The organism is Frankia sp. CeTa3Moorea (genome assembly GCF_978021225.1).
On sequence record NZ_CDXDOR010000022.1, the window covers coordinates 11,339 to 32,362 of the forward strand.

Annotated in this window: 23 protein-coding genes and 1 pseudogene; 10 read left to right on the forward strand and 14 right to left on the reverse strand. The window is 70.2% G+C overall.

Annotated features, from left to right (window positions below; all coding sequences use genetic code 11):
• Positions 1-34: 34 nt before the first annotated feature.
• The 4 genes from AC08OV_RS06595 to AC08OV_RS06610 form a co-directional block, all read right to left on the reverse strand.
• The gene (locus AC08OV_RS06595) at positions 35-1,684 is read right to left on the reverse strand and encodes an NAD(P)/FAD-dependent oxidoreductase (RefSeq protein ID WP_476612462.1); all 1,650 of its coding nucleotides are present in this window, start codon (positions 1,682-1,684) and stop codon (positions 35-37) included.
• Positions 1,685-2,131: 447 nt separating this feature from the next.
• Positions 2,132-2,608, reverse strand: a complete 477-nt coding sequence (locus AC08OV_RS06600; RefSeq protein ID WP_476612461.1) for a hypothetical protein — start codon at positions 2,606-2,608, stop codon at positions 2,132-2,134.
• A complete protein-coding gene (selA, locus tag AC08OV_RS06605) occupies positions 2,605-3,987 on the reverse strand; it encodes an L-seryl-tRNA(Sec) selenium transferase (protein WP_476612460.1) in 1,383 nt (460 codons plus the stop codon). Before selA ends, AC08OV_RS06600 begins: the two co-directional genes overlap by 4 nt.
• Before the next feature lie 294 nt (positions 3,988-4,281).
• On the reverse strand, positions 4,282-4,782 hold the full coding sequence (locus AC08OV_RS06610) for a hypothetical protein (protein ID WP_476612459.1): 501 nt from the start codon (positions 4,780-4,782) through the stop codon (positions 4,282-4,284).
• A 286-nt stretch (positions 4,783-5,068) separates the two neighbouring features.
• Here AC08OV_RS06610 and AC08OV_RS06615 point away from each other — a divergent pair, with 286 nt between their 5' ends.
• A complete protein-coding gene (locus AC08OV_RS06615) occupies positions 5,069-5,428 on the forward strand; it encodes an STAS domain-containing protein (RefSeq protein ID WP_476592285.1) in 360 nt (119 codons plus the stop codon).
• 53 nt (positions 5,429-5,481) lie between these two features.
• Here the strand turns inward: AC08OV_RS06615 and mshD are convergent, their stop codons facing one another.
• The gene (gene mshD, locus AC08OV_RS06620; RefSeq protein ID WP_476612458.1) at positions 5,482-6,516 is read right to left on the reverse strand and encodes a mycothiol synthase; all 1,035 of its coding nucleotides are present in this window, start codon (positions 6,514-6,516) and stop codon (positions 5,482-5,484) included.
• Between the two features lie 201 nt (positions 6,517-6,717).
• Positions 6,718-7,470: a response regulator transcription factor gene (locus AC08OV_RS06625; RefSeq protein WP_476592283.1), complete on the reverse strand. Its 753-nt coding sequence runs from the start codon at positions 7,468-7,470 to the stop codon at positions 6,718-6,720.
• A 785-nt stretch (positions 7,471-8,255) separates the two neighbouring features.
• On the opposite strand from AC08OV_RS06625, the gene AC08OV_RS06630 reads away from it, so the two are divergent.
• The 7 genes from AC08OV_RS06630 (at position 8,256) to AC08OV_RS06660 (ending at position 11,871) form a co-directional block, all read left to right on the forward strand.
• Entirely contained in the window at positions 8,256-8,552 is a 297-nt protein-coding gene (locus AC08OV_RS06630; RefSeq protein WP_476619448.1) for a MoaD/ThiS family protein, read from the forward strand.
• 84 nt (positions 8,553-8,636) lie between these two features.
• The gene (locus tag AC08OV_RS06635) at positions 8,637-9,578 is read left to right on the forward strand and encodes a hypothetical protein (protein WP_476612456.1); all 942 of its coding nucleotides are present in this window, start codon (positions 8,637-8,639) and stop codon (positions 9,576-9,578) included.
• A 67-nt stretch (positions 9,579-9,645) separates the two neighbouring features.
• Positions 9,646-10,110, forward strand: coding sequence for a thioredoxin family protein (locus AC08OV_RS06640; RefSeq protein WP_476612455.1), 465 nt, complete (start codon positions 9,646-9,648; stop codon positions 10,108-10,110).
• Between the two features lie 37 nt (positions 10,111-10,147).
• Complete coding sequence (locus AC08OV_RS06645) at positions 10,148-10,225, forward strand: putative leader peptide (protein ID WP_476595153.1); 78 nt, start codon at positions 10,148-10,150, stop codon at positions 10,223-10,225.
• A gap of 93 nt (positions 10,226-10,318) precedes the next feature.
• Entirely contained in the window at positions 10,319-10,738 is a 420-nt protein-coding gene (locus AC08OV_RS06650; RefSeq protein ID WP_476612454.1) for a DUF4395 domain-containing protein, read from the forward strand.
• Positions 10,735-11,568 carry a sulfurtransferase gene (locus AC08OV_RS06655; RefSeq protein ID WP_476612453.1) on the forward strand — a complete coding sequence of 278 codons (834 nt, stop codon included), beginning with the start codon at positions 10,735-10,737 and terminating at the stop codon, positions 11,566-11,568. The genes AC08OV_RS06650 and AC08OV_RS06655 overlap by 4 nt, the downstream gene beginning before the upstream one ends.
• A 3-nt stretch (positions 11,569-11,571) precedes the next feature.
• Positions 11,572-11,871 (forward strand): DUF1416 domain-containing protein, encoded by a 300-nt coding sequence (locus AC08OV_RS06660; RefSeq protein WP_462187204.1) that lies wholly within the window; start codon positions 11,572-11,574, stop codon positions 11,869-11,871.
• Positions 11,872-11,925: 54 nt separating this feature from the next.
• On the opposite strand, the gene AC08OV_RS06665 is transcribed toward AC08OV_RS06660, so the two are convergent.
• On the reverse strand, positions 11,926-12,177 hold the full coding sequence (locus AC08OV_RS06665; protein WP_476612452.1) for a hypothetical protein: 252 nt from the start codon (positions 12,175-12,177) through the stop codon (positions 11,926-11,928).
• A gap of 184 nt (positions 12,178-12,361) precedes the next feature.
• Positions 12,362-12,928 carry a nitrobindin family protein gene (locus tag AC08OV_RS06670; RefSeq protein WP_476612472.1) on the reverse strand — a complete coding sequence of 189 codons (567 nt, stop codon included), beginning with the start codon at positions 12,926-12,928 and terminating at the stop codon, positions 12,362-12,364.
• 213 nt (positions 12,929-13,141) lie between these two features.
• Between AC08OV_RS06670 and AC08OV_RS06675 the strand changes: the two genes are divergently transcribed.
• Positions 13,142-13,504 (forward strand): DsrE family protein, encoded by a 363-nt coding sequence (locus tag AC08OV_RS06675; RefSeq protein WP_476612451.1) that lies wholly within the window; start codon positions 13,142-13,144, stop codon positions 13,502-13,504.
• Between the two features lie 101 nt (positions 13,505-13,605).
• Here the strand turns inward: AC08OV_RS06675 and AC08OV_RS06680 are convergent, their stop codons facing one another.
• Both AC08OV_RS06680 and mshA read right to left on the reverse strand, forming a co-directional pair.
• Positions 13,606-14,100, reverse strand: a complete 495-nt coding sequence (locus tag AC08OV_RS06680; protein WP_476612450.1) for a type III secretion system chaperone family protein — start codon at positions 14,098-14,100, stop codon at positions 13,606-13,608.
• Positions 14,101-14,156: 56 nt separating this feature from the next.
• Entirely contained in the window at positions 14,157-15,464 is a 1,308-nt protein-coding gene (mshA, locus tag AC08OV_RS06685; protein WP_476612449.1) for a D-inositol-3-phosphate glycosyltransferase, read from the reverse strand.
• A gap of 238 nt (positions 15,465-15,702) precedes the next feature.
• On the opposite strand from mshA, the pseudogene AC08OV_RS06690 reads away from it, so the two are divergent.
• Positions 15,703-16,497: pseudogene (locus tag AC08OV_RS06690) on the forward strand (class I SAM-dependent methyltransferase); the annotation flags it as partial.
• 93 nt (positions 16,498-16,590) lie between these two features.
• On the opposite strand, the gene AC08OV_RS06695 reads toward AC08OV_RS06690, so the two are convergent.
• The 4 genes from AC08OV_RS06695 to AC08OV_RS06710 all read right to left on the reverse strand — a co-directional run bounded on the left by AC08OV_RS06695 (position 16,591) and on the right by AC08OV_RS06710 (position 20,771).
• Entirely contained in the window at positions 16,591-17,544 is a 954-nt protein-coding gene (locus AC08OV_RS06695) for an aldo/keto reductase (protein ID WP_476612448.1), read from the reverse strand.
• A 117-nt stretch (positions 17,545-17,661) separates the two neighbouring features.
• Positions 17,662-18,189, reverse strand: a complete 528-nt coding sequence (locus AC08OV_RS06700; protein ID WP_462187200.1) for a hypothetical protein — start codon at positions 18,187-18,189, stop codon at positions 17,662-17,664.
• 164 nt (positions 18,190-18,353) lie between these two features.
• Complete coding sequence (locus AC08OV_RS06705; RefSeq protein ID WP_476592272.1) at positions 18,354-19,130, reverse strand: helix-turn-helix domain-containing protein; 777 nt, start codon at positions 19,128-19,130, stop codon at positions 18,354-18,356.
• Positions 19,131-19,541: 411 nt separating this feature from the next.
• Positions 19,542-20,771 (reverse strand): DUF349 domain-containing protein, encoded by a 1,230-nt coding sequence (locus AC08OV_RS06710; RefSeq protein ID WP_476612447.1) that lies wholly within the window; start codon positions 20,769-20,771, stop codon positions 19,542-19,544.
• Positions 20,772-21,024: the final 253 nt, after the last annotated feature.

Consider the following 21,024-nt stretch of genomic DNA (forward strand, 5'->3'; position numbering starts at 1 on the left):
CGCGGGACGGCCCCGGCCTTTAGCGGCCCGGCCTTTAGAGGGTTGCCGGAGTGGGCACCCCACCCGTGCGGGTGAGTAGATCGTCGAGGTCGTACTCGTACCAGCGGCGGAGCGGCTCGGGGGAACTCGTGCGCCCCCACTCGTACATGCGGCGCTGGGCTTCGAAGGAGCCGTCGTGCCAGCGGCGCAGCACATCGCCCAGCCGGAGCGGAGTGGGGAGGAAGTCGGCGCCGCCCAGCAGAGTGGCGAGCCGCTCGACGGCGGCGGCTGGGGCCAGCCGGCCGGCCTCGACCTCGTCCATCACGGCGTTGAGCGAGTCGAAGAAGGGCTGGAATTCCGGCAGGTCGGGGCAGAAGGTGCCCAGATGTGGCGCGTCGAGCAGGCGGTCGAACAGCGCCGGATCGCCCTTTTCCAGATAGCCGAAGTAGGTTCCGACAATCCGGGAGATGCCCATGTTCCAGCCGAGGAACCACACCTTCGACCACGCCCGCCACAGGTCGAAGTCGCGGAACGAGATGTAGGAGCCGTGTACGAGCTTGTCGTTGACGTCCAGGATCGTCTGGTTGAGCGTGTCGATGTGGCCGAAGCGTTCCGCCGAGAAGTCGTCGTCGGCGAGGGCCTCCATCAGAGCTGGTGCGAGGGCGTAGATGACCTGCATGGTGTTGGCCATGCCACGGGAGAACAGCGCGTCGATCGCCCCGGCTGCGTGGGACATCATCGCCCAGCGGTCACCGACCGTCCGTGAGCTGGAGTACTGGGTGCGACCGGTGGAGATCCAGTCCCAGGCGGGCCGGGCACCGGCGAACTGGCGCGCGATACTGGGAAACCGCTCGAGATAAGCGTTCCATTCCTGCTCGGCGGGTACCGAGGGATCCCTGGGGAAGCGTCGCGAGTCGAGGTTGAGCCCGACGCTGCACAGTGGGTTGGTGGCCCGCTGGTGATTGTCGAACGGGATCACCCACAGCCACCCCCCGTCGAACAGATGGTGCAGGGTGCCCTGGTGCCACAGCGACGGCTGCCCGCTCGGGAGGGTCACCTCGTCGAAGGGGGTGACCCCCACCATGTGGGTGAACAGGGTGCGGGAGTTCGTCCGGAACCGGCAGGGGTCTTCTCGCAGGGCGAACTGGTTCGCCAACACGGAGTTGCGTCCTGAGGCGTCGACGACGTAGCGAACGCGGATCCGTTCGCCGGCCCTTGTCGTCAGCGTCGCGGCGTCGTCGGTGAAGCCGACTTTTTCCACCATCGTGCGTTGCCGCGGTTCAGCTCCGTAACGGACGGCCGTATAGAAGAGGTAAGCATCGATGTCCTGGCGGTGCATGTGCATTTCCGGGCCGTTCGGAAACTCCGAGACGCTGCACTGAGTGACCTCTTCGGGGTTCTGGAGCGCGCCCTCGCGGTGGTAGACGAATCCGAAGTTGCGCTTCACCCCGCAGGCCGAGGTGACGTGGGAGCGGACGCCCTCGAAGCTGCTCACATGGCCGAGTTCGGGGACGTCGAACCGCTGGGCGAGCAACTTCAGCAGATAGGTCGTCTCACCGATGGTCGACTCCCCGAGCGCGAAACGCGGATGCGTGCCACTGTCAATCAGAACCACGCTGTGACCGTGTCGGGCGAGGATATTGGCCAGCGTCGAGCCGGCGATGCCGCTACCGAGGATGGCAACCGAATAGTCGTACCCGCTCATTGCGTGACTCCCTGGACGCCGCTATCCGAGGTGGCCGACTGCATCCGCCGTACTCTTTGAAGGATCACAATCAGCGCAACCAGTACACAACGACGTACTGAACCATCTCTACGGCCTCCGGTCTCCGTAAGAGGTGCATCGATGCCGATGGGTAATCAAGCTTCCCGAATCGGAAGTTTGAGCTATATGCCGGAATTTATAATATTTGTACTATAATGCCCTGATATCTAGGCCCGTCGGCGGGCCCGCCACATGCGAAGATGCGACGCGGGTCCCCGCCGCCGCCGAGCGAACCGTGAATCGCTTATTTCTCCGTTGTTTTAGCGTTAGATCGAGGTTTGGATCGGCCGTCCACTGATCGTGAGGGATCGTGCTCGCGGCCGACGAGGGCCACGCCACGGTGGTCGCACGTCAGGCGAAGCTGTTCGACCTCGCAGCGGGACCGCGCTACGCGACGGCGTGGGGCGGGTGGTGCCGGGCCCAGCCGGTGACGAGCGTGCTCGCCAGCAGCAGCCCGCTGATTATCGGACCGGCGCTGAACTCCGTCGCGGTGGGTTCCAGCCCCGGCCAGGCGATCGCGAACAGGCTCAGTGAACAGGCCGCCCCGAATCCGGTCGCGGCCAGCCAGTGGCGGTGAACTACGGGCAGCCCGGCGAGTCCCGCCGCGCCGACGCCGTGCCCGAGCAGGGTCGCTGCCAGCAGCAGGCCGCCGATGCTCCAGACCGCCTCACCCGGTAACGAGTCGAGTAGCGTGGACTCCCCGTTCCACCGGTACCGTTCATCCGGGGTCCCCGTGGGTGCGCCGGGCCAGACGAGCAGGTGGACGAGCCCGTAGCAGAGCAGGGTCAGCGCGGCGGCGACCGAGCCCAGCCGTCTCACCGCGACGGCGACCGTCGGGGAGTCGTAGGGGCGGCCGAGGCTCACGGCGTCCGTCGGCCGGGCACGGTGGCGCGCGGGATGGCCATGGATTCGATCGTCATGACGTCGGCATCCTCGGCGATGTGCGGCTCGGTCGGGGCATCGGTGATCGTGGTCGCGCCGGCTTCGGTCGCGGCAGCCAGCACGGCGGCGGCGAGGACGGGATCGAGTTCCACCGGAACGGTCCGCAGATCGAGCAGGCAGCATCCCTGCTCGACCCGGCCCAACACGGAGGGCTCGCCCTGGCGCAGGGGGGCGGCGATGACTGCCTCCAGGGCCACCGCGGCGCTCGGCAGCTCCGGGCCGAAGCCGCCGAACTCTCTGATCGTCAGACCGCCCGCGGGGCCCGTCGGGGCCATGCCGTCTTCGTCTCGTGCGCCCTCGCGCTGGTGGCTGCCCGATCGACGGAATGCGGCGTCGTTCGGCGGCGGCGACGATCCACCCCCGCCGTCGACGACCGCACGACTCGCTACAGCCGAGGCTGCGATGCCCGAACGCCGTAGCCACGCGGCGAGCGTCTCGGCCCGCGTCATCAGCCGTTCCGGTCGGGCGTGCAACGCCTGCCGGACAGGGGAGTCGGGGTGGCTGAGGGTGGCTTCCAGCGCGGCGAGCGTGAGCTTTCCGGCCCGCATTGCCCGGGCCACCGGATGCCGACGCATCCGGTCGATCAGGTCGGCACGTCCCAGCAGCAGGCCGCCCTGAGGCCCGCCGAGCAGTTTGTCCGCGCTGGTCGTGACCACGTCGACGCCGAAACCGAGCCAGGTCGTGACATCGGGTTCATCGGCGAGGAGCGGCTCGGGGTGCAGCAGCCCGGAGCCGCAGTCACCGACGAGGGGGATCTCGAAGTCGGCGCAGAGCGCGGCAAGATCGTTGATCGCAGGGGTGTCAGTCAGCCCCACCACCTGATAGCTGGACGGATGCACGCGCAGCACGAGCCCGGTCTCCGGCCCGATCGCGTCGGCGTAGTCCCCGAGCGTCGTGCGGTTGGTGGTGCCGACCTCCCGCAGCCGAGCTCCGGTGCAGACCAGCAGTTCGGGCAGCCGGAACCCGTCCGCCGTCTCCACCAGCTCCCCGCGGCTCACCACGATCTCCCGCCGCCCGGCCAGCGCCGTCACCGCGAGGATCAGCCCTGCCGCGTTGTTGTTGACGATGTGCACGCCCGCCGCTGCGGGCACCGCGGCTGCCAATGCGGCCAGGGCGGTACGTCCTCGTCGTCCTCGCCGTCCGGTCCCGAGGTCAAGCTCGAGGTCGGTCGTGCCGGCTGCCAGGTCGAGGGCCGCGCGGGCGGCCGCGGACAGGGGAGCTCGGCCGAGCCCTCCGTGGAGCAGGATGCCGGTAGCGTTGATCACTGGGCGCAGCCCGGTGGTGACGCGAGCGAGCGTCATTGGTGCCGCTACCGGTGTCGTCGGGCTGTCCTGGGCCGGGGAAGCGAACAGACTTGTACGATCGATCACTCTTGGTGAAGCTAGTGCTCCTCCTCGCGGGATTCCGGACATGGCCGGGACGGCGGCGTGGCCTGTCGGGTGTCTGCCTCTGCTCGGTGTCTGCCTCTGCTCGGTGTCTGCCTCTGCGCGGTGCCTGCCTCGGCTGGGTGCCTGTCGGGTCGGTCCGCTGCCCTCACGGCTCTGGCCGTCCTTTCGATGATCAAAACGGCGCATGGCCGGGCCTCGGGCCTTCGGTCACCCGGACGGCCCCCCGCCCAGGTTGATCGTCGGCCAGGGTGGATCGTCGACGCTGAAGATGAGGGCGACGTCGGTGTCGGAGACGAAATCGACGAGTCGTGCCCCCGCCGGTAGCAGAGCCAGCGCGTGACGGAGCTCCGCGGCGCTCGATCCTTCCCCAGCGGAGATGATGTGCCGCGAGCGGACCCCGGAGGCGAGGTCGGCAGGCGGCGGTGCAGCACCGGGGGGCTGGCACGCGGAGCGCCCCACGGTGGCGAGCGCGGCGCTGGACAACAGGGCGGCGAGCCGATGCGCCTCGTCCGGCACGAGATGCGCGACGCAGAGAACGTTGAGCAGGGCCGGCTGGGTGCGGAGAACGACGACTGGGGTTCTCCGCGGGACGCTGGGCTGCGTTCCCACGGTGATGACCGTGCCGTCGATCCGGCCGATGAAGGTGATGACGTCCGGGTGAGCGTCATCCGGGGTCCGGAGCGGGGCCCGGAGCGGGTCGATGTCCATGCGTAGACGCTCTCATCGGGCAGCTCGTCATCCCATCCCGCGCGGCGGGGAGCATGCGGGACGGACGGGCGGATGACGACGGGCGGATAGCGGCGGGCGGGGCGCGGACAGGCGTGCTGACGAGCGTGCGGTGAGAAGTCGCCCCCGGCGGGGGTCGGCCGCGTGTGGAAGTACCTAGGTCGGGGTACGGGGCCATGGTCGCGCTTGCCCAAAGGCGCGGCGCGACGCGGGAGGCAGCCCGGCCGGCTTCTCGTGGCGCTCACGCCGTCCGGTCGCAAGCGGAGCCATGGAGCCAAGCGTGCGGGTTGAGGTGACCGACCGTGATGCCATCGTCGTGTATCCGGCCGGCGACATCGACTATTCGTCCCTGGATCCCCTGCGCGAGGCACTGCTCGACGCACGGGTCGCCGGAGTCAAAGAGATCATCGTGGATCTGGAGCAGGTGAGCTTCCTCGACTCGCAGGGGTTGGCGGTCATCCTGTTCGCCCACCAGCGTCAGCGGTCGGCCGGTGGCCGCCTCGTGCTGCGTAACCTCAACGAGGACGCCTACCGCCTGCTGCATGTCACGAACCTGAGTGCCGTGATAGATGTCGATCACGGCGACTCCGCCCCCGCGCGCGGCTTGGCGACCCGTCAGGGCGCCTGAGCCACGGGGCCTTCCGGCCCCTGAGCCACGGGGGTCTTCCGGACCAGGCCGGATCAACCCGTGGACGGCCTCTCCCAGTGGTAGGAGACGTCGCGGACGTAGGTGATGAAGCCGAGTCCGGTGTACATCCGCACGGCGCGGACGTTGTCCTCGTCCACGTACAGCAGGACCGAGTCGAGCCCCTCGGCCTGCAGATGCCGCAGGCCGATCAGGGTGAGTGCCCGGCCGAGTCCCGCGCCGCCCGCGCCCGGGAGCACGCCCACCACGTAGACCTCGCCGATGGGCCCCGGCTGCGCGTTCCGTGGCGGCGTCTGGTCGGTCTCGTGCACCTTCGTCCAGTGGAAGCCGACGGGTGCGCCGTCGCGCTCGGCGAGGAAGAAGCCACGCGGGTCGAACCACGGCTCGGCCCGGCGCCGGGCCAGATCGTCCAGGGCCCACCGGCCCTGCTCCGGATGATCAGCGAAGGCGGCCGCGTTGACGGCCAGCCAGGCCTGGTCGTCCTGGTCGGGGACGAAGGTGCGGACCGTCACACCGGCCGGCAGCCGGGGGTCCGGCAGGGGCGTCCCGGTCGCCAGCGGTCGCCGAAGCTGGAGCAGCACCCTCGTGCGAGTGAACGTGAGCCGGGTAGCCAATGCCGCGGCGGCCGGCAGGTCGCCGTGGGCCCAGATGTCGAGGCGGGACGACGGCGCCGCGAGGGCCTCGGTCAGTCCGCCGACCAGGGCTGTGCCGACGCCGCGCCCGCGGTGGTCGGGATGGACGACCACCTCGGCCTGCCGCGCCTGGTCCACGCCGCCCAGATGGGCGTAGCCGATGATCCGCCGGGCGGGGGTGCAGCCCGGCATGGTCGACGTGTCCGCGGCGTCCTGGTCACCAGGGGCGTCCGGGATATTCGGGGCGCTCGTGTCCGCGGCGGCCGACACGGCCAGCAGGTGCCGGCCCGCGCCGATCCGCAATCCGGGCCGGAGGGCCAGCCGGACGTCCTCGGACACCGGCCCGGAGCCGTCCGCCCGCTCCGCGGCGGCGAGGAGGCTCACGATGTCGTCCACGTCCATGGCGCTCAGGGTCTGCTGCCAGCTCAGCGAGGTCACCGGACGACCGTATGACGCTGGGCGGCCTTCGACGGTGCGGTCGAGAACCCGGGCGCGAGAACCCGGGCGCGAGGCCGAATCCTGGCTTCCGGAGCCGGGAGCTGGGCCTCGCGCCGACGGTGCCGTCCTACTGACGGTGCCCGGGGTGCCGGGGTACCGGGATACCGGGTGCCACGCGGCGGACGGGTGTCCGCGGTGACGTCAGACCCGTTCGGGGGTCCGGGACTCGTCACGGCCGACCCGGCCGGCCTCCCCGGGGGTGTTCTCCGGCAGCGGCGCGATGGGCGGCGCGACGAACTTGTACCCGACGTGCCGAACAGTGCCGATCATCGCTTCGTGCTCGGGGCCGAGCTTCGCTCGCAGCCGCCGGACGTGGACGTCCACCGTGCGGGTGCCGCCGTAGTAGTCGTAACCCCAGACCTCCTGCAACAGTTGGGCGCGGGTGAAGACCCGGCCCGGGTGCTGCGCGAGGTACTTCAGCAGCTCGAACTCCTTGAAGGTGAGCTCGAGCGGCCGGCCCCGCAACTTGGCCGAGTATGTGGTCTCGTCGACCGACAGGTCGCCGGACCGGATGACACCGGCTTCGGCCGTGCCGCCGGCCGCGGCGACCCGACCGATGGACAGCCGCAACCGGGCCTCGACCTCGGCGGGACCCGCGGAATCGAGGACGACGTCGTCGACTCCCCAGTCCGCGGACACCGCCGCCAGCCCACCCTCGGTCACCAGCGCCAGCAGCGGCGTGGTGAGCCCGGTGGTGCGTAGCAGCCGGCACAGACCGCGGGCGATCACAAGCTCCCGGCGGCCATCCACCACGATCACATCCACCGGCGGGGCGTCCAGCAGCGCGCTCGCCTCGAGCGGGGCGACCCGTACGGTGTGGGTGAGAAGCCCAAGCGACGGAAACGACTCGGCGGACGGGCCAGGGGCGTTGGTGAGCAAAAGGACGACGCTCAAGACGACTCCTCCAGGTGGTGTGTGGTGGGGCAGCGTCGACCCGGTGAGTAACTCGATGCCCGGCGCTGGGCGTCTCACGACCGTCATGGGCATGAAACGAAGGCCGGTATGTGGGGAGGATAGCGGAGTGTCCTACTCGGCTCCTACCGTCTACGGGCCACTACCTACGGCGGATCGTGAGATTCTGACCACGAGTCATGATCACTGGAGCGGTCGGGTGCCCGGTGCGTCACGCAATCTGGCTGTAGTGGTCACCCATGGCTTCTCCTGTTCGACGTCACGCCTGGCGCTGCAAGCAGTGATGGTCGGATTACGTTCACATCCCGATGTCCAGGTCATGGACCTGCAAGCGTACGGCCGATCCACCAGACTGTGCACTTTCGGTGACCTCGAGGTGCTGGATATCGGCTCGGCCATCGGCGCGGCCCGTCGACTCGGCTACCAGTGGGTCTGCCCCACGGGATGGTCGATGGGATGGTTGGTGGACGGTGCCGCCGTGCTGCGGCACACCGCGCTGATCCAGGTGGGGGGAGTCCGTCCACCGTCATCGCCGTCGGTATCCCCCGGAGGCGGTAGCCAGTGCGAGCGCGACCAGCCGGTGGTTCGTGCGGGACACCGCTCGGATGCGCCGAATCCATCGGCTGGCAGATCGGCTGGCAGAGCAGCCCACCGGCCGGATGGTGGCACGGCGCATGTTACGGGTGTGTATCGACCCCCACGCGTTCGTACTAATTCCCGCTTCTCCGGTGAAGATGACGGACGAAGGGCCGGAAGGATGGTGAAGGATGGTGACGGACGAGACCGCAGGGGCGGGCCGGCCCGCGTCGATCGCGCGGGTGACCGTCCGCTACTGGGCCGCCGCCAGGGACGCCGCGGGGGTGCCCCAGGAGGAGATCGGCGCGGATACGCTGGCCGCTCTGCTCGATGTCGTCGCGGCCCGCCACGGCGGGGCCCTGCGGGCGCTGCTGCGACGGTGCTCCTACCTCGTCGACGACCAGCCCGTGGGCCGGCGGGATCCGGCGGGGGTCATCCTGCGTGACGGTTGCGTCGTCGAGGCCCTCCCTCCCTTCGCCGGGGGATGACGCTGTTCGTCGCCGGCCCGAGGTCGCGCCTGGCTGGGACGGCGCGACGTGAGCCGCCCGAGCCGGACATGACAGCATGGGCCGGTGAGCGCAGGCGATCCTGGCAGGCCCCACGGCGTCCTCGTCCCGGACGAGGCTGCGTCCATCCCCGCAGCCTGCTGGGCGCCGGGCGCTTTGCCGTTGGCGGCCCTGGTGGCTACCGGCCTGGTGATGGCGGCCGCAGCCCTCGGCACGGGAGCCCTCGCGGCGGTCCTCATCGTCGAACAGATCGCGTTTGCCTGGGCCTGGGTCCGGATACTCCGGGCGTCGACCGGCACCACCCTGCTCGTGGCGGCCTGGGGTGTCCTCGGTGACGTGGTCCTGTTGGCCTCGGACCGGCACAGCTACGGATCGTTGGCCGGAGTCGTCGGGATCGCCGTGGCGGTCGTGATCCTCTACCAGCTCGCCCGACGCCGGTCAGCTCCCGTCTCCGGGGCAGGCCCGGTGTCCGCCAATGGTTCGAGTCCGGTGTCTGCTAATGGTTCGAGTCCGCCGCCCGGTCCCGCCGAGCGGGTCGGTGCGGATCTTGCTGCGGCGCTGAGTGGGATCATCTTCTGTGCGCTTTTTGCCGGTTACCTTGCGCTGCGCGCCGGGTCCGGCGCGCACCATCCGGCCGATCTGCTGGTCATCGCCGGCCTCCTCGGCGCGGGTGGCACGGTCGTGGCGGGCCGGCTAGTGGGATGGGCGGGCGTTCCGCTGGTGCCGGCCGGGGCGGTCGGCGTTCTGGCCGGCGCGGCGCTGGGGGCCGGCTTCGCTGCCCTCAACCCCGATCGTCTGACGGTGGGGGCCGCCGTCGCGATCGCCGCGGCGGGAGCGGCCGTGGCCGCCGTCATCGATCTGGTGCTGGCGCGGGCCCGTGACGCAGAGCCGCGGGTCGGCCCGGTCGCCACCTCGGCGCTGGTCGCGGACGTCCTGCTCACCGCCATCCTGCCGCTGGCCTCCGCGGCGCCACTGGTGTATTTCGTCGGGCGGCATCTGCCCGCGTGAGTCGATCGTCGGGCCGTGGCGGGGCTTGGACGGGAAGAGCCGGAGCCCGTCGGATGCTGTAGAAGCCGTGACCGGAATGTGGGTGTTGTCGGTGGCGACCGTGGCTGCGCTTGGACTGGGGGTGCTCATGCGGGCCCGGGACGGACGGTTCCGGCCGGTGGACGGCGGACTGCGGGCCGAGTTCGCATCGTTGGGCGAGACGATGGGGGAGCGGGCGACGCTGCTGCAGTTCTCCACGGCGTTCTGCGCTCCCTGCCGGTCCACCCGTCGGGTGTTGGCAGGGGTTGCCGAGGTCGTGCCCGGGGTACGCCATGTCGAGGTTGATGCGGAGGCGCATCTCGACCTCGTCCGTCGGCTGGGGATCAGGCGGACTCCGACGGTACTGATCATTGACGGTCATGGCAGGGAGGTGCGGCGCGCAAGCGGTGCCCCGCCGACGCGTGCGGCGGTGTTCGCCATCCTCGAAGAGATCGTTTTCAATGGGATCAATCGGGCAGATGGTGATCCTTCGGATTCATCGTCGGCGGGTTAACACAGACGTGACGTTCACTGCTACCGTGACACGAACCATGTCCCAGATACAGCTTGTGAAGCGCCGCGCGGTCGACCTGTGCCGTGTACACAGCTGTCTGTGTCGTCTTTCCTGATCGTGGGTTGTGTCCCTCAGCCGTGATCGGCTGGCCCCGGTGCATCGCCACATCCGAGCGGGTAGTCCAAGCCGGAAGTCAGGAGAAGGCCTCGTGGTAGATCCTCGCGGTATGCGGTTCGCCGCTGCCGTCACCACGATTATGCTCGCCGTGGTACTGCTCGCCGGCAGCCGCTGGTTGCTGCTCGCGCAGACCGTGGTGTTCGGGGTGGGGGCGGTGGCCGGGGTCCGGTACGCGCCCTACGGGCTGGTGTTCCGTTCCCTGATCCGGCCGAGGCTGGGGCCGCCCGCCGCCACCGAGGACGCCGCGCCACCCCGGTTCGCCCAGCTGGTCGGCGCGATCTTCGGCGTCGTGGGTCTCGTGGGATTCTTCGCGGGGATGCCGGCACTCGGTTACGTCGCGGTGGCCCCGGCCTTCGTGGCGGCTCTCCTCAATGCGGCGTTCGAGTTCTGTCTCGGGTGCCACCTGTATCTTTTTCTCCATTCGATAACCGTGAAAGGAGCACGCACATGAGCCGTGAGAAGGCGCTGGTCGACGCCTCGTGGGTCGAAGCGAACCGTAACGACCCGAAGGTCGTCCTGGTCGAGGTCGACGAGGACGTCTCCGCGTACGACAAGGGGCACATCCCGGGCGCGGTGCGTCTCGACTGGAAGTCCGAACTTCAGGACCCGGTCATTCGTGACTTCATCAACAGGGAGCAGTTCGAGAAGCTTCTCTCCGAGAAGGGGATCTCGAACGACGACATCGTCGTGCTCTACGGCGGGAACAACAACTGGTTCGCCGCATATGCATACTGGTACTTCAGCCTCTACGGCCACGCCGACGTCCGCCTGCTCGACGGTGGTCGCAAGAAGTGGGAGCTCGACAGCCGTGAGCTGACCACCGAGGTCACCCCGCGCCAGCCCACCAGCTACACCGCCCCGGAGCCGCGCACCGACATCCGGGCCTTCCGCGAGGAGGTCATCTCCGCGATCGGCGAGAAGGCCCTGGTGGACGTCCGGTCGCCCGACGAGTTCTCCGGCAAGCTGCTTGCTCCCGCGCACCTGCCGCAGGAACAGTCCCAGCGGGCCGGACACATCCCCACGGCGAAGAACATCCCGTGGGCGAAGACCGCGAACGAGGACGGCACGTTCAAGAGCAATGACGAGCTGACCGGCCTCTACACCGAGGCCGGGGTCAACCTGTCCAGGGACATCATCGCCTACTGCCGCATCGGCGAGCGTTCGGCGCACACCTGGTTCGCGCTGCACGAGTTGCTCGACCTGCCGAACGTGAAAAACTACGACGGTTCGTGGACCGAGTACGGCTCGCTCGTCGGCGTGCCGATCGAGAAGGGCGCGTGAGCCATGTGCGGCGCCATCAGCGGTGGACCATCTGTGGAGGGAATTGACGTGGCCAAGGAGACTGTGATCCAGGGGGTCGTGGTGCAGAGCGGGGAGCCGGTTTCGACCGGTTATGCCCGCCTGCTGGACGAAGGCGGCGATTTCACCGCCGAGGTTCCGCTGTCCGCGACGGGCCAGTTTCGTTTCTTCGCGCGGCCGGGGCAGTGGACCGTCCGGGCTCTTGTCCCCGGCGCGACCGGCGAGCGCAAGGTCGTCGCCCGTCAGGGTGAGCCGGTCGACACCCAGGTCGAGGTCGCGGCCTGACGTCGCGTTCTTTCGCCGGACGGGGACAACGGGTTTCTTCCGCTGTCCCCGTTCTCATGCCCGGACCCGGCCACCGCGGTTGTTTCCCGCCGGTGGCACGACGGCCGAAGCGGTGCTCGCCGGTGGCGGAACCGTGGTCGGTACGGCGAAGGCCATCGGGCCGATCGAAAAACAGTGCAGACCGTTGTCGCGGGCGAACGCCACTGCGGAGCCCCGATCGGGGAACGGCGCGATGATCCGGTCGACCGCACGCTGGCCGGCGGCGGCGAAAAGGACGACCGCGAAGAGTACGTCGGATTCTGCCATCATGCGATCATGAAAGCGCATCCCGGGAGGGTCTGAACACGTTTTCACGTGTTCCGTTCGTGGTCTGTCGTTGCGCGTGCGATGTCTTTTGCAAAGGCTCCGCCATGCCGTGAATGAAGTGTGACTCTTGGTAGGCGGGCATCTCTTGGTGGAGGGCACTTGGAGACGCCCGCTCGGAGACGGCTCAGTCGGACACGCGGTGCAGGCGCGCGGACAGGTGCGACTGCATCGGCTTGCCCTCGGCCTCCATGTCGATCGCGTAGGCGAGATCGCGGCCCTCGACCAGGCCGTAGAGCCGCACCGACCGGGTGACGTCACGGGCGGTGGCGGTGCGGATCAGGACGTTGTGATCGAGATCGATACGGGTGCCGCTCACCGTGCCGACGTAGATCTCGGCGATACCGAACGGGTGGGCCAGCATCACCTCGACGACCGGCTTCCCGCCCTCCCCGGACTGGACCCGCCAGAACCCGGTCTCGGTCGCCAACGGGCTGCCGGGCTCGCGGCCGTCCCGGGGCTCGTCCGCCCACCAGGTGTGCGACACGTATCCCAGCGCCGGGCGGCCGTCCGCGGCGAAGGTGATCTCCTGGCCGTAGTGGAATCCGTCCAGGCCCTCGTAACCGCCAACCCCCTCGCCCCGCCAGGTCCCGACGAGGAAGGCCAGCGGTAGCAGGCTGGCGTGCAGATCAACGGTGTTCGTCGCCGCGCCGAACCGCGCCGATCCGGCCGCGGACCGCTTCCCGGCGCTCAGCGCTGACCCTCGTACAGCTTGTAGACCACGTAACCGGAGAACCAGGCGATCAGGACGGACATCGCCACCAGAAGCCCGGTGAAGAAGTAGTGCAGCACGCCTCTAGCCTAGACGACGAGATCACGGGACTCCTCGTGGCCGTACCGGTCCTGGTCACCTCAGGTGCCACGCGGCATAGCTGCGCGCCAGGGCGGCTTTTGGCAGACTGGCACGATGGCCCGCCCGCTCGTCGTCAAGGTCACCGCCGGGACGGATGCGCCGGAACGGTGTTCCCAGGCGTTCACGGTCGCGGCGGTCGCCGCCGCCGCCGGTACGGACGTCTCGCTCTGGCTTACCGGGGAGTCCGCCTGGTTCGCGCTGCCCGGCCGGGCGGAGGAGTTCAGCCTGCCGGAGGCGGCGCCGTTGCCCGATCTGCTCGCCGCCATCCTCGCCGGGGGGCGTGTCACCCTGTGCACCCAGTGCGCGGCCCGGCGCTCCATCGGCCCGGACGACGTCCTGCCCGGCGTCCGCATCGCCGGCGCCGCCGCGTTCGTCGATGAGGTTCTCGCGGACGGCGTGCAGGCCCTCGTCTACTGAGGAGCGCCCGGCCCAGACGTAACAGTCTGGATGCAACGGCCTGGGTACAACGGGGGCGCGTGAATCGCCGGGAAGCACCGCGTCCTTCTCGGGACCGGGTCTCATCCCGGCTTCGTGGCCGAGCCGGCGTCGGCGGCCAGCTTGGCCCGCCACGCCTTCTCCCGCTCGATGGCGGAGGCGAATCCCAGCGCTATCGCCGGGTCGAAGTTCTCGTCGGCGTAGGAGCCGACGCAGCCAAGGAGGCGGTCGATCTCCTCCGCGGTGACCGCCAGTAGCGGGACCTGCCCGGTGAGGAAGATGTCACCGACCCGGTCGATGGAGAAGTGCACCCCGTAGGTCTTCGCGTTGCGGCCGAGCAGGAATCCGTAGGTGCCCGCCGCGTTCTCCGCCGGGGCGCGCATAAAAAACGCCTCGACGAGCAGGGTGTGGTCCTGCACGACGAGCCACGTCATCGTGCGCAGCTTGTGCTCGCCCTCCAGCGCGACGAGGAACGAGCCGGTGTCGACATGGTCGTAGGCGAGACCGAGATCCTTGAGCGTGTCCTCGATCACCACGTCGAGCCGATTGCGTTCCGCCGCGTCGATGGGTGCCGTCATGGCTGGGGCCTCCCCGGTAGCTGGTAGACGATGCCGGTTCCGGCGGAGATCCTTTCTCAGACGGCGACGGCGGTGGGGCTCAGCGCGTGCCGGTAGCTGCGCAGCACGCCATGGGCCGTGGCCGACCAGCCGAACCCACCGGCCCAGGCCACCGCTCCGGCGGAGAGCCGGGCCCGCCATCGTGGCTGGCGCAGCAGCCGGTCCAGCGCGTCAGCATAGACGGCGGGGGTCCGACCGGCGACGAGCAGCCCGGAGACACCGTCGGCGACCGCGGTGCGCAGGCCCCCGACCGCCGCGGCGACCACCGGGGTGCCGCAGGCCTGGGCCTCGAGCGCGACGAGGCCGAAGCTCTCGCTGTGACTGGGGACGACGATGGCGGTGGCCGCACGGTACCAGTGGACGAGCTCCTGCTGCGGGGCCGGCGGTTGGAAGCGGACGCGATCGGAGATCCCGAGAGACGCCGCGAGCTTGACCAGGGCGTCGGGTTGTTCCAGACCGGATCCGCTGGGGCCGCCGACCACGGCGACGGTGAGCCGCGAGCGGCGGGCGGGATCGCGCCGCAGCAGTTCCGCGGCGGCGCACAGCAGCAGATCGGGTGCCTTGAGCGGTTGGATCCGACCGACGAACAACAGCAGGTCGTCGGCGGGATCCACGCCGACGCGGGCCCGGGACTGCGCCATGTCACCTGGCCGGAAGACCTCCAGGTCGACGCCGGGCGCGACGACGTCGATCCGGTCCGACGCCGCGTCGTACAGATCGGTCAGGTGCCGGTACTCGTCCGCCGTGGAGGCGAGCAGCCGGGTGGCCCCCCCGATGACCTCCTGTTCGCCGAGCAGCCGGCTAGGCGGCTCCGGGCGGTCTCCGGCTGCCAGCGCGCCGTTCTTGATCTTCGCCAGCGTATGGGAGGTGTGCACGAGCGGGACACCCCATCGCCGTGCCACCGCGAGACCGACCTGACCCGACAGCCAGTAGTGCGAGTGGATCACATCGAACCACCCTGGTTCGTGCCCGGCCTCGGCGCGCAGCAGAGCTGCGGTGAACGCACACAGCCAGGCGGGAAGATCCTCCCGGTGGATCTCCTCGTACGGGCCGGCGTCGACGTGGCGGACCGTCACACCCGGCAACAGCTCGGCCGAGGTCGGCAGCTTGCTGCTCACCGCGCGGGTGAACACCTCGACCTCCACCCCCAACGCCGCGAGCTGCCGCGACAGCTCGACGACGTAGACGTTGAGCCCCCCGGCATCGCCCGTTCCCGGCTGCTCCATCGGTGAGGTGTGCATGGACAGCATCGCGACCCGGCTGGGCCGCCCGCGCCGTTCGGGCTCACCGTGGACCTGGGCGGCGCCGCTTCTGATCAGACGCATCGAGCACCTCCGCATCTCCACGCCCCCGGCGCCTGCCCGACACGACCAACCCTGCTGTGGACGAACACGTCTCCAACCGTTCTACCCGGCCGGTTGTCAGGTCAACTGTTGGTCTCCCCCCTTCGGGGTCCCGGCCGGCCCCTGGTCCGCCGGCCTGCCGGTCTGCCAGAGTGGATCCGTGACGAACTCCTCCCGTCGGGCGCCGCGGCTCGCGGCCGGACGGGCGCGTGCCCTCGGGATGCCCACCCGGGGTACCACCGCGCCGAACCGGTTGCGACGGATCGATCGCTGGACGCTCGACGCGGCCGCCGCGCTGCTGCGTGGGGCGGCGGATCCCCTGGTCGTCGATCTCGGTTTCGGTGCGTCCCCGGTGACCACGGTGGAGCTCTACGAGCGGCTGCGAACGGTGCGTCCGGACGTGCGCGTCGTCGGCCTGGAGCTCGACCAGGACCGGGTCGCCCGGGCCGTCCCGGCCGCGAGACCTCCCGGGCTGCGGTTCACCCGCGGCGGGTTCGAGCTTCCGCCGCCGGGGGAGCGCCCGGTGCTGGTGCGTGCCCTGAACGTGCTACGGCAGTATCCCGAGGCGGCGGTCCCCGGCGCGTGGGCGACGATGCTGGCGCGGCTCGCCCCCGGCGGGATGCTTGTCGAGGGAACCTGCGACGAGACGGGTCGGCGCGCCTGCTGGTTCGGTCTTCCGGCCCCGGGAGCGGCGCCGGCCTGGCTGCCGTCCGGCGCGCGGAGCCCGGCCGGGCCCACGCTGACCCTCTCCGCGCATCTGGCGAGCCTCGCCCGTCCGTCCGAGCTCGCCGAGCGGCTGCCCAAGGCGCTCATCGAGCATAACGTGCCCGGCCATGACGTCCACCGGCTGTTCACGGCCTTCGACCGCGCCTGGGAGCGGGCCGCGCCGCGGGCCGTCTTTTCCCCACGCCAGCGGTGGATCGCCGCCGTGGCGGATCTGCAGGCCCAGGGCTGGCCGGTCCGCGGCGACCGGCGGCGCTGGCGGCTGGGCGAGCTGACCGTCGACTGGCCCCCGGCGGGCGGTTCGGACGTTCTGCCGGCGCGGTGCGGGACGTCCCGGCGGAGATCCGGCGGGACGCCCCGGATCGTGGGTCCGTCGGTCCCGCGTTCAGTCGGCGGGACGGCGGGTCACGGCGATCTTGTCGAGCACCGTGAGGTCGTCCGCGCGGGGCTGCCACTGACCGGCCACGGCATTCGCGCGCACCTGGACCGGGCTGGTCGCGCCGGCGATGACCGAGGCGACCCCCGGCTGGGCGGCCAGCCCGCCGATCGCGACGTCCAGCAGCGACCGGTCCCGCTCCCGCGCAAAGGTTTCCAGGGTGTCCAGCCGGTCGAAGACCTCGTCGGTCAGCTCGTCCTGCCGGCCGGCCAGCCGGGTGCCGGGTGCCGGCACCTCGTCGCGCTGGTACTTGCCGGTGAGCAGGCCGTTCGCCAGCGGGTAGTACGGGATGACGCCGATGCCGTACTTCTGGGCGGCCGGCACGAGCTCTGCCTCCACGCCCCGTTCCAGCAGGTTGTAGTGGTTCTGTGCGGAGATGAAGCGGGTCGTCCCGGACGCCCGGGCGGTCCACTCCGCGTCGGCGACCTGCCAGGCATCGAGGTTGCAGGCACCGATGTAACGGGCCTTGCCCTCCTTGACGATCTCATCGAGGGCCTCGAGCGTCTCCTCGATCGGCGTGAAGGCGTCCAGGGTGTGCAGCTGGTAGAGGTCGATGTAGTCGGTCTGCAGCCGGCTCAGCGAACCCTCGACCGCCTTGCGGATGTACCGCCGGGACGCCCGCGCGCTGAAGTCCTGGCCGTACATGCCGCCCATGTCGTTGCCAAATTTCGTGGCGAGGACGACATCGTCGCGGCGGCCTCGCAGCACGTGCCCGAGAAGCGTCTCCGAGCCGCCCTTGTTCCCGTAGGTGTCGGCGGTGTCGAAGAACGTGATCCCGGCGTCGAGCGCCGCGTCGACGACCGCGCGGGTGCCGGTGAGGTCGACGCGCGAGCCGAAATTGTTGCAGCCGAGGCCGACGACAGACACCAGTAGTCCGGAGGATCCCAGCGGGCGATAGCGCATGAGTTAATACAACACATCGGACCACGGGCCCCGGACACCAGGCCCCGGACCCGTGGTCGACCGGAACACGTCAATGATTGCCCGTTGGTGTTCCGGTGTGTCGATGTTCGCGGGCCGTTACTTCTCTGGGGCGGCCTCGGTCACGGCCCGGCCGACCGCCTCGGCCGCCTTGCGGCTCGAGGTGCGTGCGGCGCGGGTCTGGCTCACTGCCGTCCGGGTGTGCTGCACCGCCTCCTCCGTGGCCGGGCTGCGCCGGATGCTCGCCACCCGCTTCTCTCCCCGAGTGGCGAAGCTGTTGTAGAGGTGGGTGGCGCGTCCCTGCAGGTCGGAGATCTGGGAGGTGACGGTGGCCGGCAGCGCACGCACGGCCGTCCCGACCTGGGTCGGGACCCGCGCCGCCTGGGTGGGCAGCGCGCCGACCCGGTCGGAGATCTTCCGAACCTCGGTGCTGGTGGTCGTCGGCAGGGCGAGCAGCTTCGCCACAGCGAGATCCGCCGCTCCCACCGACGCGTAGAGCGGCTTGCGCACCTCCGCCAGCGGAACCTTGACCTCGGCCCTCGCCTCGGCCGTGTCCTCCTGGGTCTGCGTGCTGACGCGGGCGGTGGGACGGCTCGCGGGGCGATTCGTCGTGCGCGTGGTGGCCATGATGTCTCCCTCGGTTCGAAGATTCGTTGATTTCGTGTAGAGATTTCCTGTTAGCGCTTCGTCGCCGACGGGTGAAAGGTCGGGTAAATGATGCGAGGGTCAGGGTGGTGATATGCCGTACAGGAACGGAGTCCTGCTTGTCGCCGCAGTCCCCGCCGGTCGACCTAGGTCTGATCGACCGGGTTGTCGGTGGTCGGCTGCGGAGCCGGTGCTGCCGGGGCGGGTGTGGACGCGGGGGGAGCGCCGGTGATCGGACTGCTCTCGGCCCTCGTCGCCGTCGGTTCGCCTCCTGTGGCCTTCGATCGCCTGGTGCGGCCCGTGGCGGTTCCCGGTGACGGCCTACCCGTACCGTCCGACGGGGCCGACCGTGCCGCGGTGGTGGTGCCGCCCCGGGATGTCGTTGACGCCTCTCGGGCGGATTTCCGTTTCGTCGTCGGCTCCGCGAAGGTCGGTCCCGCGGTGGCGGCCGAACCCCGTGCGGACGACGAACCACCGATGGCGGCTGGACTTGCGGTCGGGGCGGCGGGCTCGCCAGGGACGAACCCGCGCGACCCGGCCTCGGCGTCGCCGTCCGGGTGGCCGCGGCCGGCCCGCGCCGCGATGGCGTTCTCCCGGCAGAACGCCTCGTAGATGTCGAGCACGACCTGCTTCTGTCGTTCGGACAGGGATTCGTCCGCGAGCACGGCAGCCATGACGTTCTCTCCGCCCTGCCGTTCCTCCAGAATTCCGGCCTGCACGTAGAGCACTTCGGCGGAGATGCGGAGCGCCTTCGCGATCTGCTGAAGAATCTCCGCGGACGGCCGCCGGAGGCCTCGCTCGATCTGGCTGAGGTAAGGGTTGCTCACCCCGGCCTGCTTGGCGAGTTGACGAAGGGAGATCTGTGCGGTGTGCCGCTGATCGCGGATGAAATCACCGAGATCGCGCACATTCAGGGCCGCCACCGGGTCGAACGCCTCCTTCGCCGGAGGGCGAGGCGGGTTGCCGCGCCCATGGCGGGCGCCCCGCCATCCGTGAACCTCGGCCTACGGCTGGACCCTGCGGCCGAGGACGCCGCGGACGACTGCCCGCCGAGAGCCCGCCGTCCGTGGACGCTGCGATTCAGGGGAGGCCATGGTGCCTCGGCAGGCTCCGGCCGGTACGGAAACGAGTGCGCCGCCACAACACATCACCAACGCAGCCGACGATACGTCGGGTTGCTAACTCTGGCAAGCGGTCAGTTAGCGCTCTTTGGACGTGTCCGCCCCGAGGTGCACCACCTGGTACTCCGCGGACCGTCGCCCCTTTGACCACGGCGGATGCCGCAGTTCCCCGTTTTCGGGCCCACCCGAAGCGCCCGTGCCTGCCGGCGCGGCTCAGTCGTTGTGGGACTGTCCCTCGGCCTGGGCCAGCCAGGCCCGCTGAGCGGCGAGGGCGGACTCGGTGTCGGCGATCTCCTTGGTGCGTCCGGCGGCCCGGGCCCGGGCCAGCTTCGCCTCCAACTTTGCGACGGATTCCCGCAGCTTCGTCACGAATGGTGAGGAGGAGAGGGAGTGCTGGGCCCAGCGAGCATCGGAGGCCTCGCGCAGCTTGTCGCCGATGGCCGCCATCTGCCGCTCCAGGGAGCCCGCGACCTCCCGGGGGACCCGCCCGATCTCGTCCCAGCGGTCCTGGATCTCCCGGAGACGACGCAGCGAGCGGTCGGTATCGGCCGGATCCAACGCCGTCGCCTCGGCCAGCAGTTCCTCCTTCTTGACCTGGTTTTCGCGCAACTCGGCGTCGCGCTCGGCATTGGCCTCGTTGCGGCGGGTGAAGAAGGCGTCCTGTGCCGTACGGAAGCGGCTCCACAACGCGTCGTCGATATCCTTCGCCGCGCGACCGGCGGCCTTCCAGCCGGCGAGCAGCGCCCGGTAGCGGGCGGTCGTGCCGGCCCAGTCGGTGGAGTCGGACAGCGCCTCCGCCTCGGCGATGATCGCCTCCTTCCGTTCCCTTGAACGGGCCCGCTGCGTGTCGAGGGCGGCGAAGTGCGCGGTCCGGCGGCGGGTGAACTCGTCCCGGGCCGTGGCGATGCGCCGCCACAGCGCCGAGTCGGTGCGCTTGTCCAACGAGCCGGCGGCGCGGAACTCCTCGGCGAGCGCGCGGAACCGCTCCCCGGCGGTCTTCCACTCCGAGCTGTGGCCGAGCCGTTCGGCCTCGGCGACCAGCTGCTCCTTGGCCGCGGCGATCCGGCCGGCCCGCTCGGCCCGCTCGGCGGCGAGCGCGGAGCGATGTTCCTCAGTGGCGGCGACCACGGCCTCCAGCCGCGTGCGCAGCGCCTCCAGATCACCGACGACCGCGGCCTCGTCGAGGGAGCCGAGCAGCCGGCGGGCGCTGCCGACGATCCCGGCCGGATCGACCCCGCTGACCGTCAGCCGCCGTTCGAGCAGCTCGACCTCGGCGGACAGATCGTCGAAGCGGCGTTCGAAGTGGGCCAGACCCTCGCGGAGACTGCCGGCACGCCATGATCCGACGGCACGTTCGCCGCTGGCCGTGCGAACGAAGACCGTGCCGTCGTCGGCGACACGCCCCCAGGCGGATGCGTGGTCGGGCTCGCTGCGGTCGCTCATGGTGTTCCCGAAGATCGACTGACGTTTCCTGCCATTCTTGCAGGCGTTGGCCGTTGAGGGGACAGCCGCCACGGATCGGTCACCACGATTCGCCGTCGACCGGGTGCGGCGCGTCGGCCGTGGGGGTCGATCCGAGCCGTCGGCGGTGTTGCGTGGGCCGTCGGCGGTGTTGCGTGGGATGTGGACGGACCGGACGACACGTGCAGGCACCGGCTGCTCCCCCGCGGGAGCCACCCCGTACCGGCATCCCGGC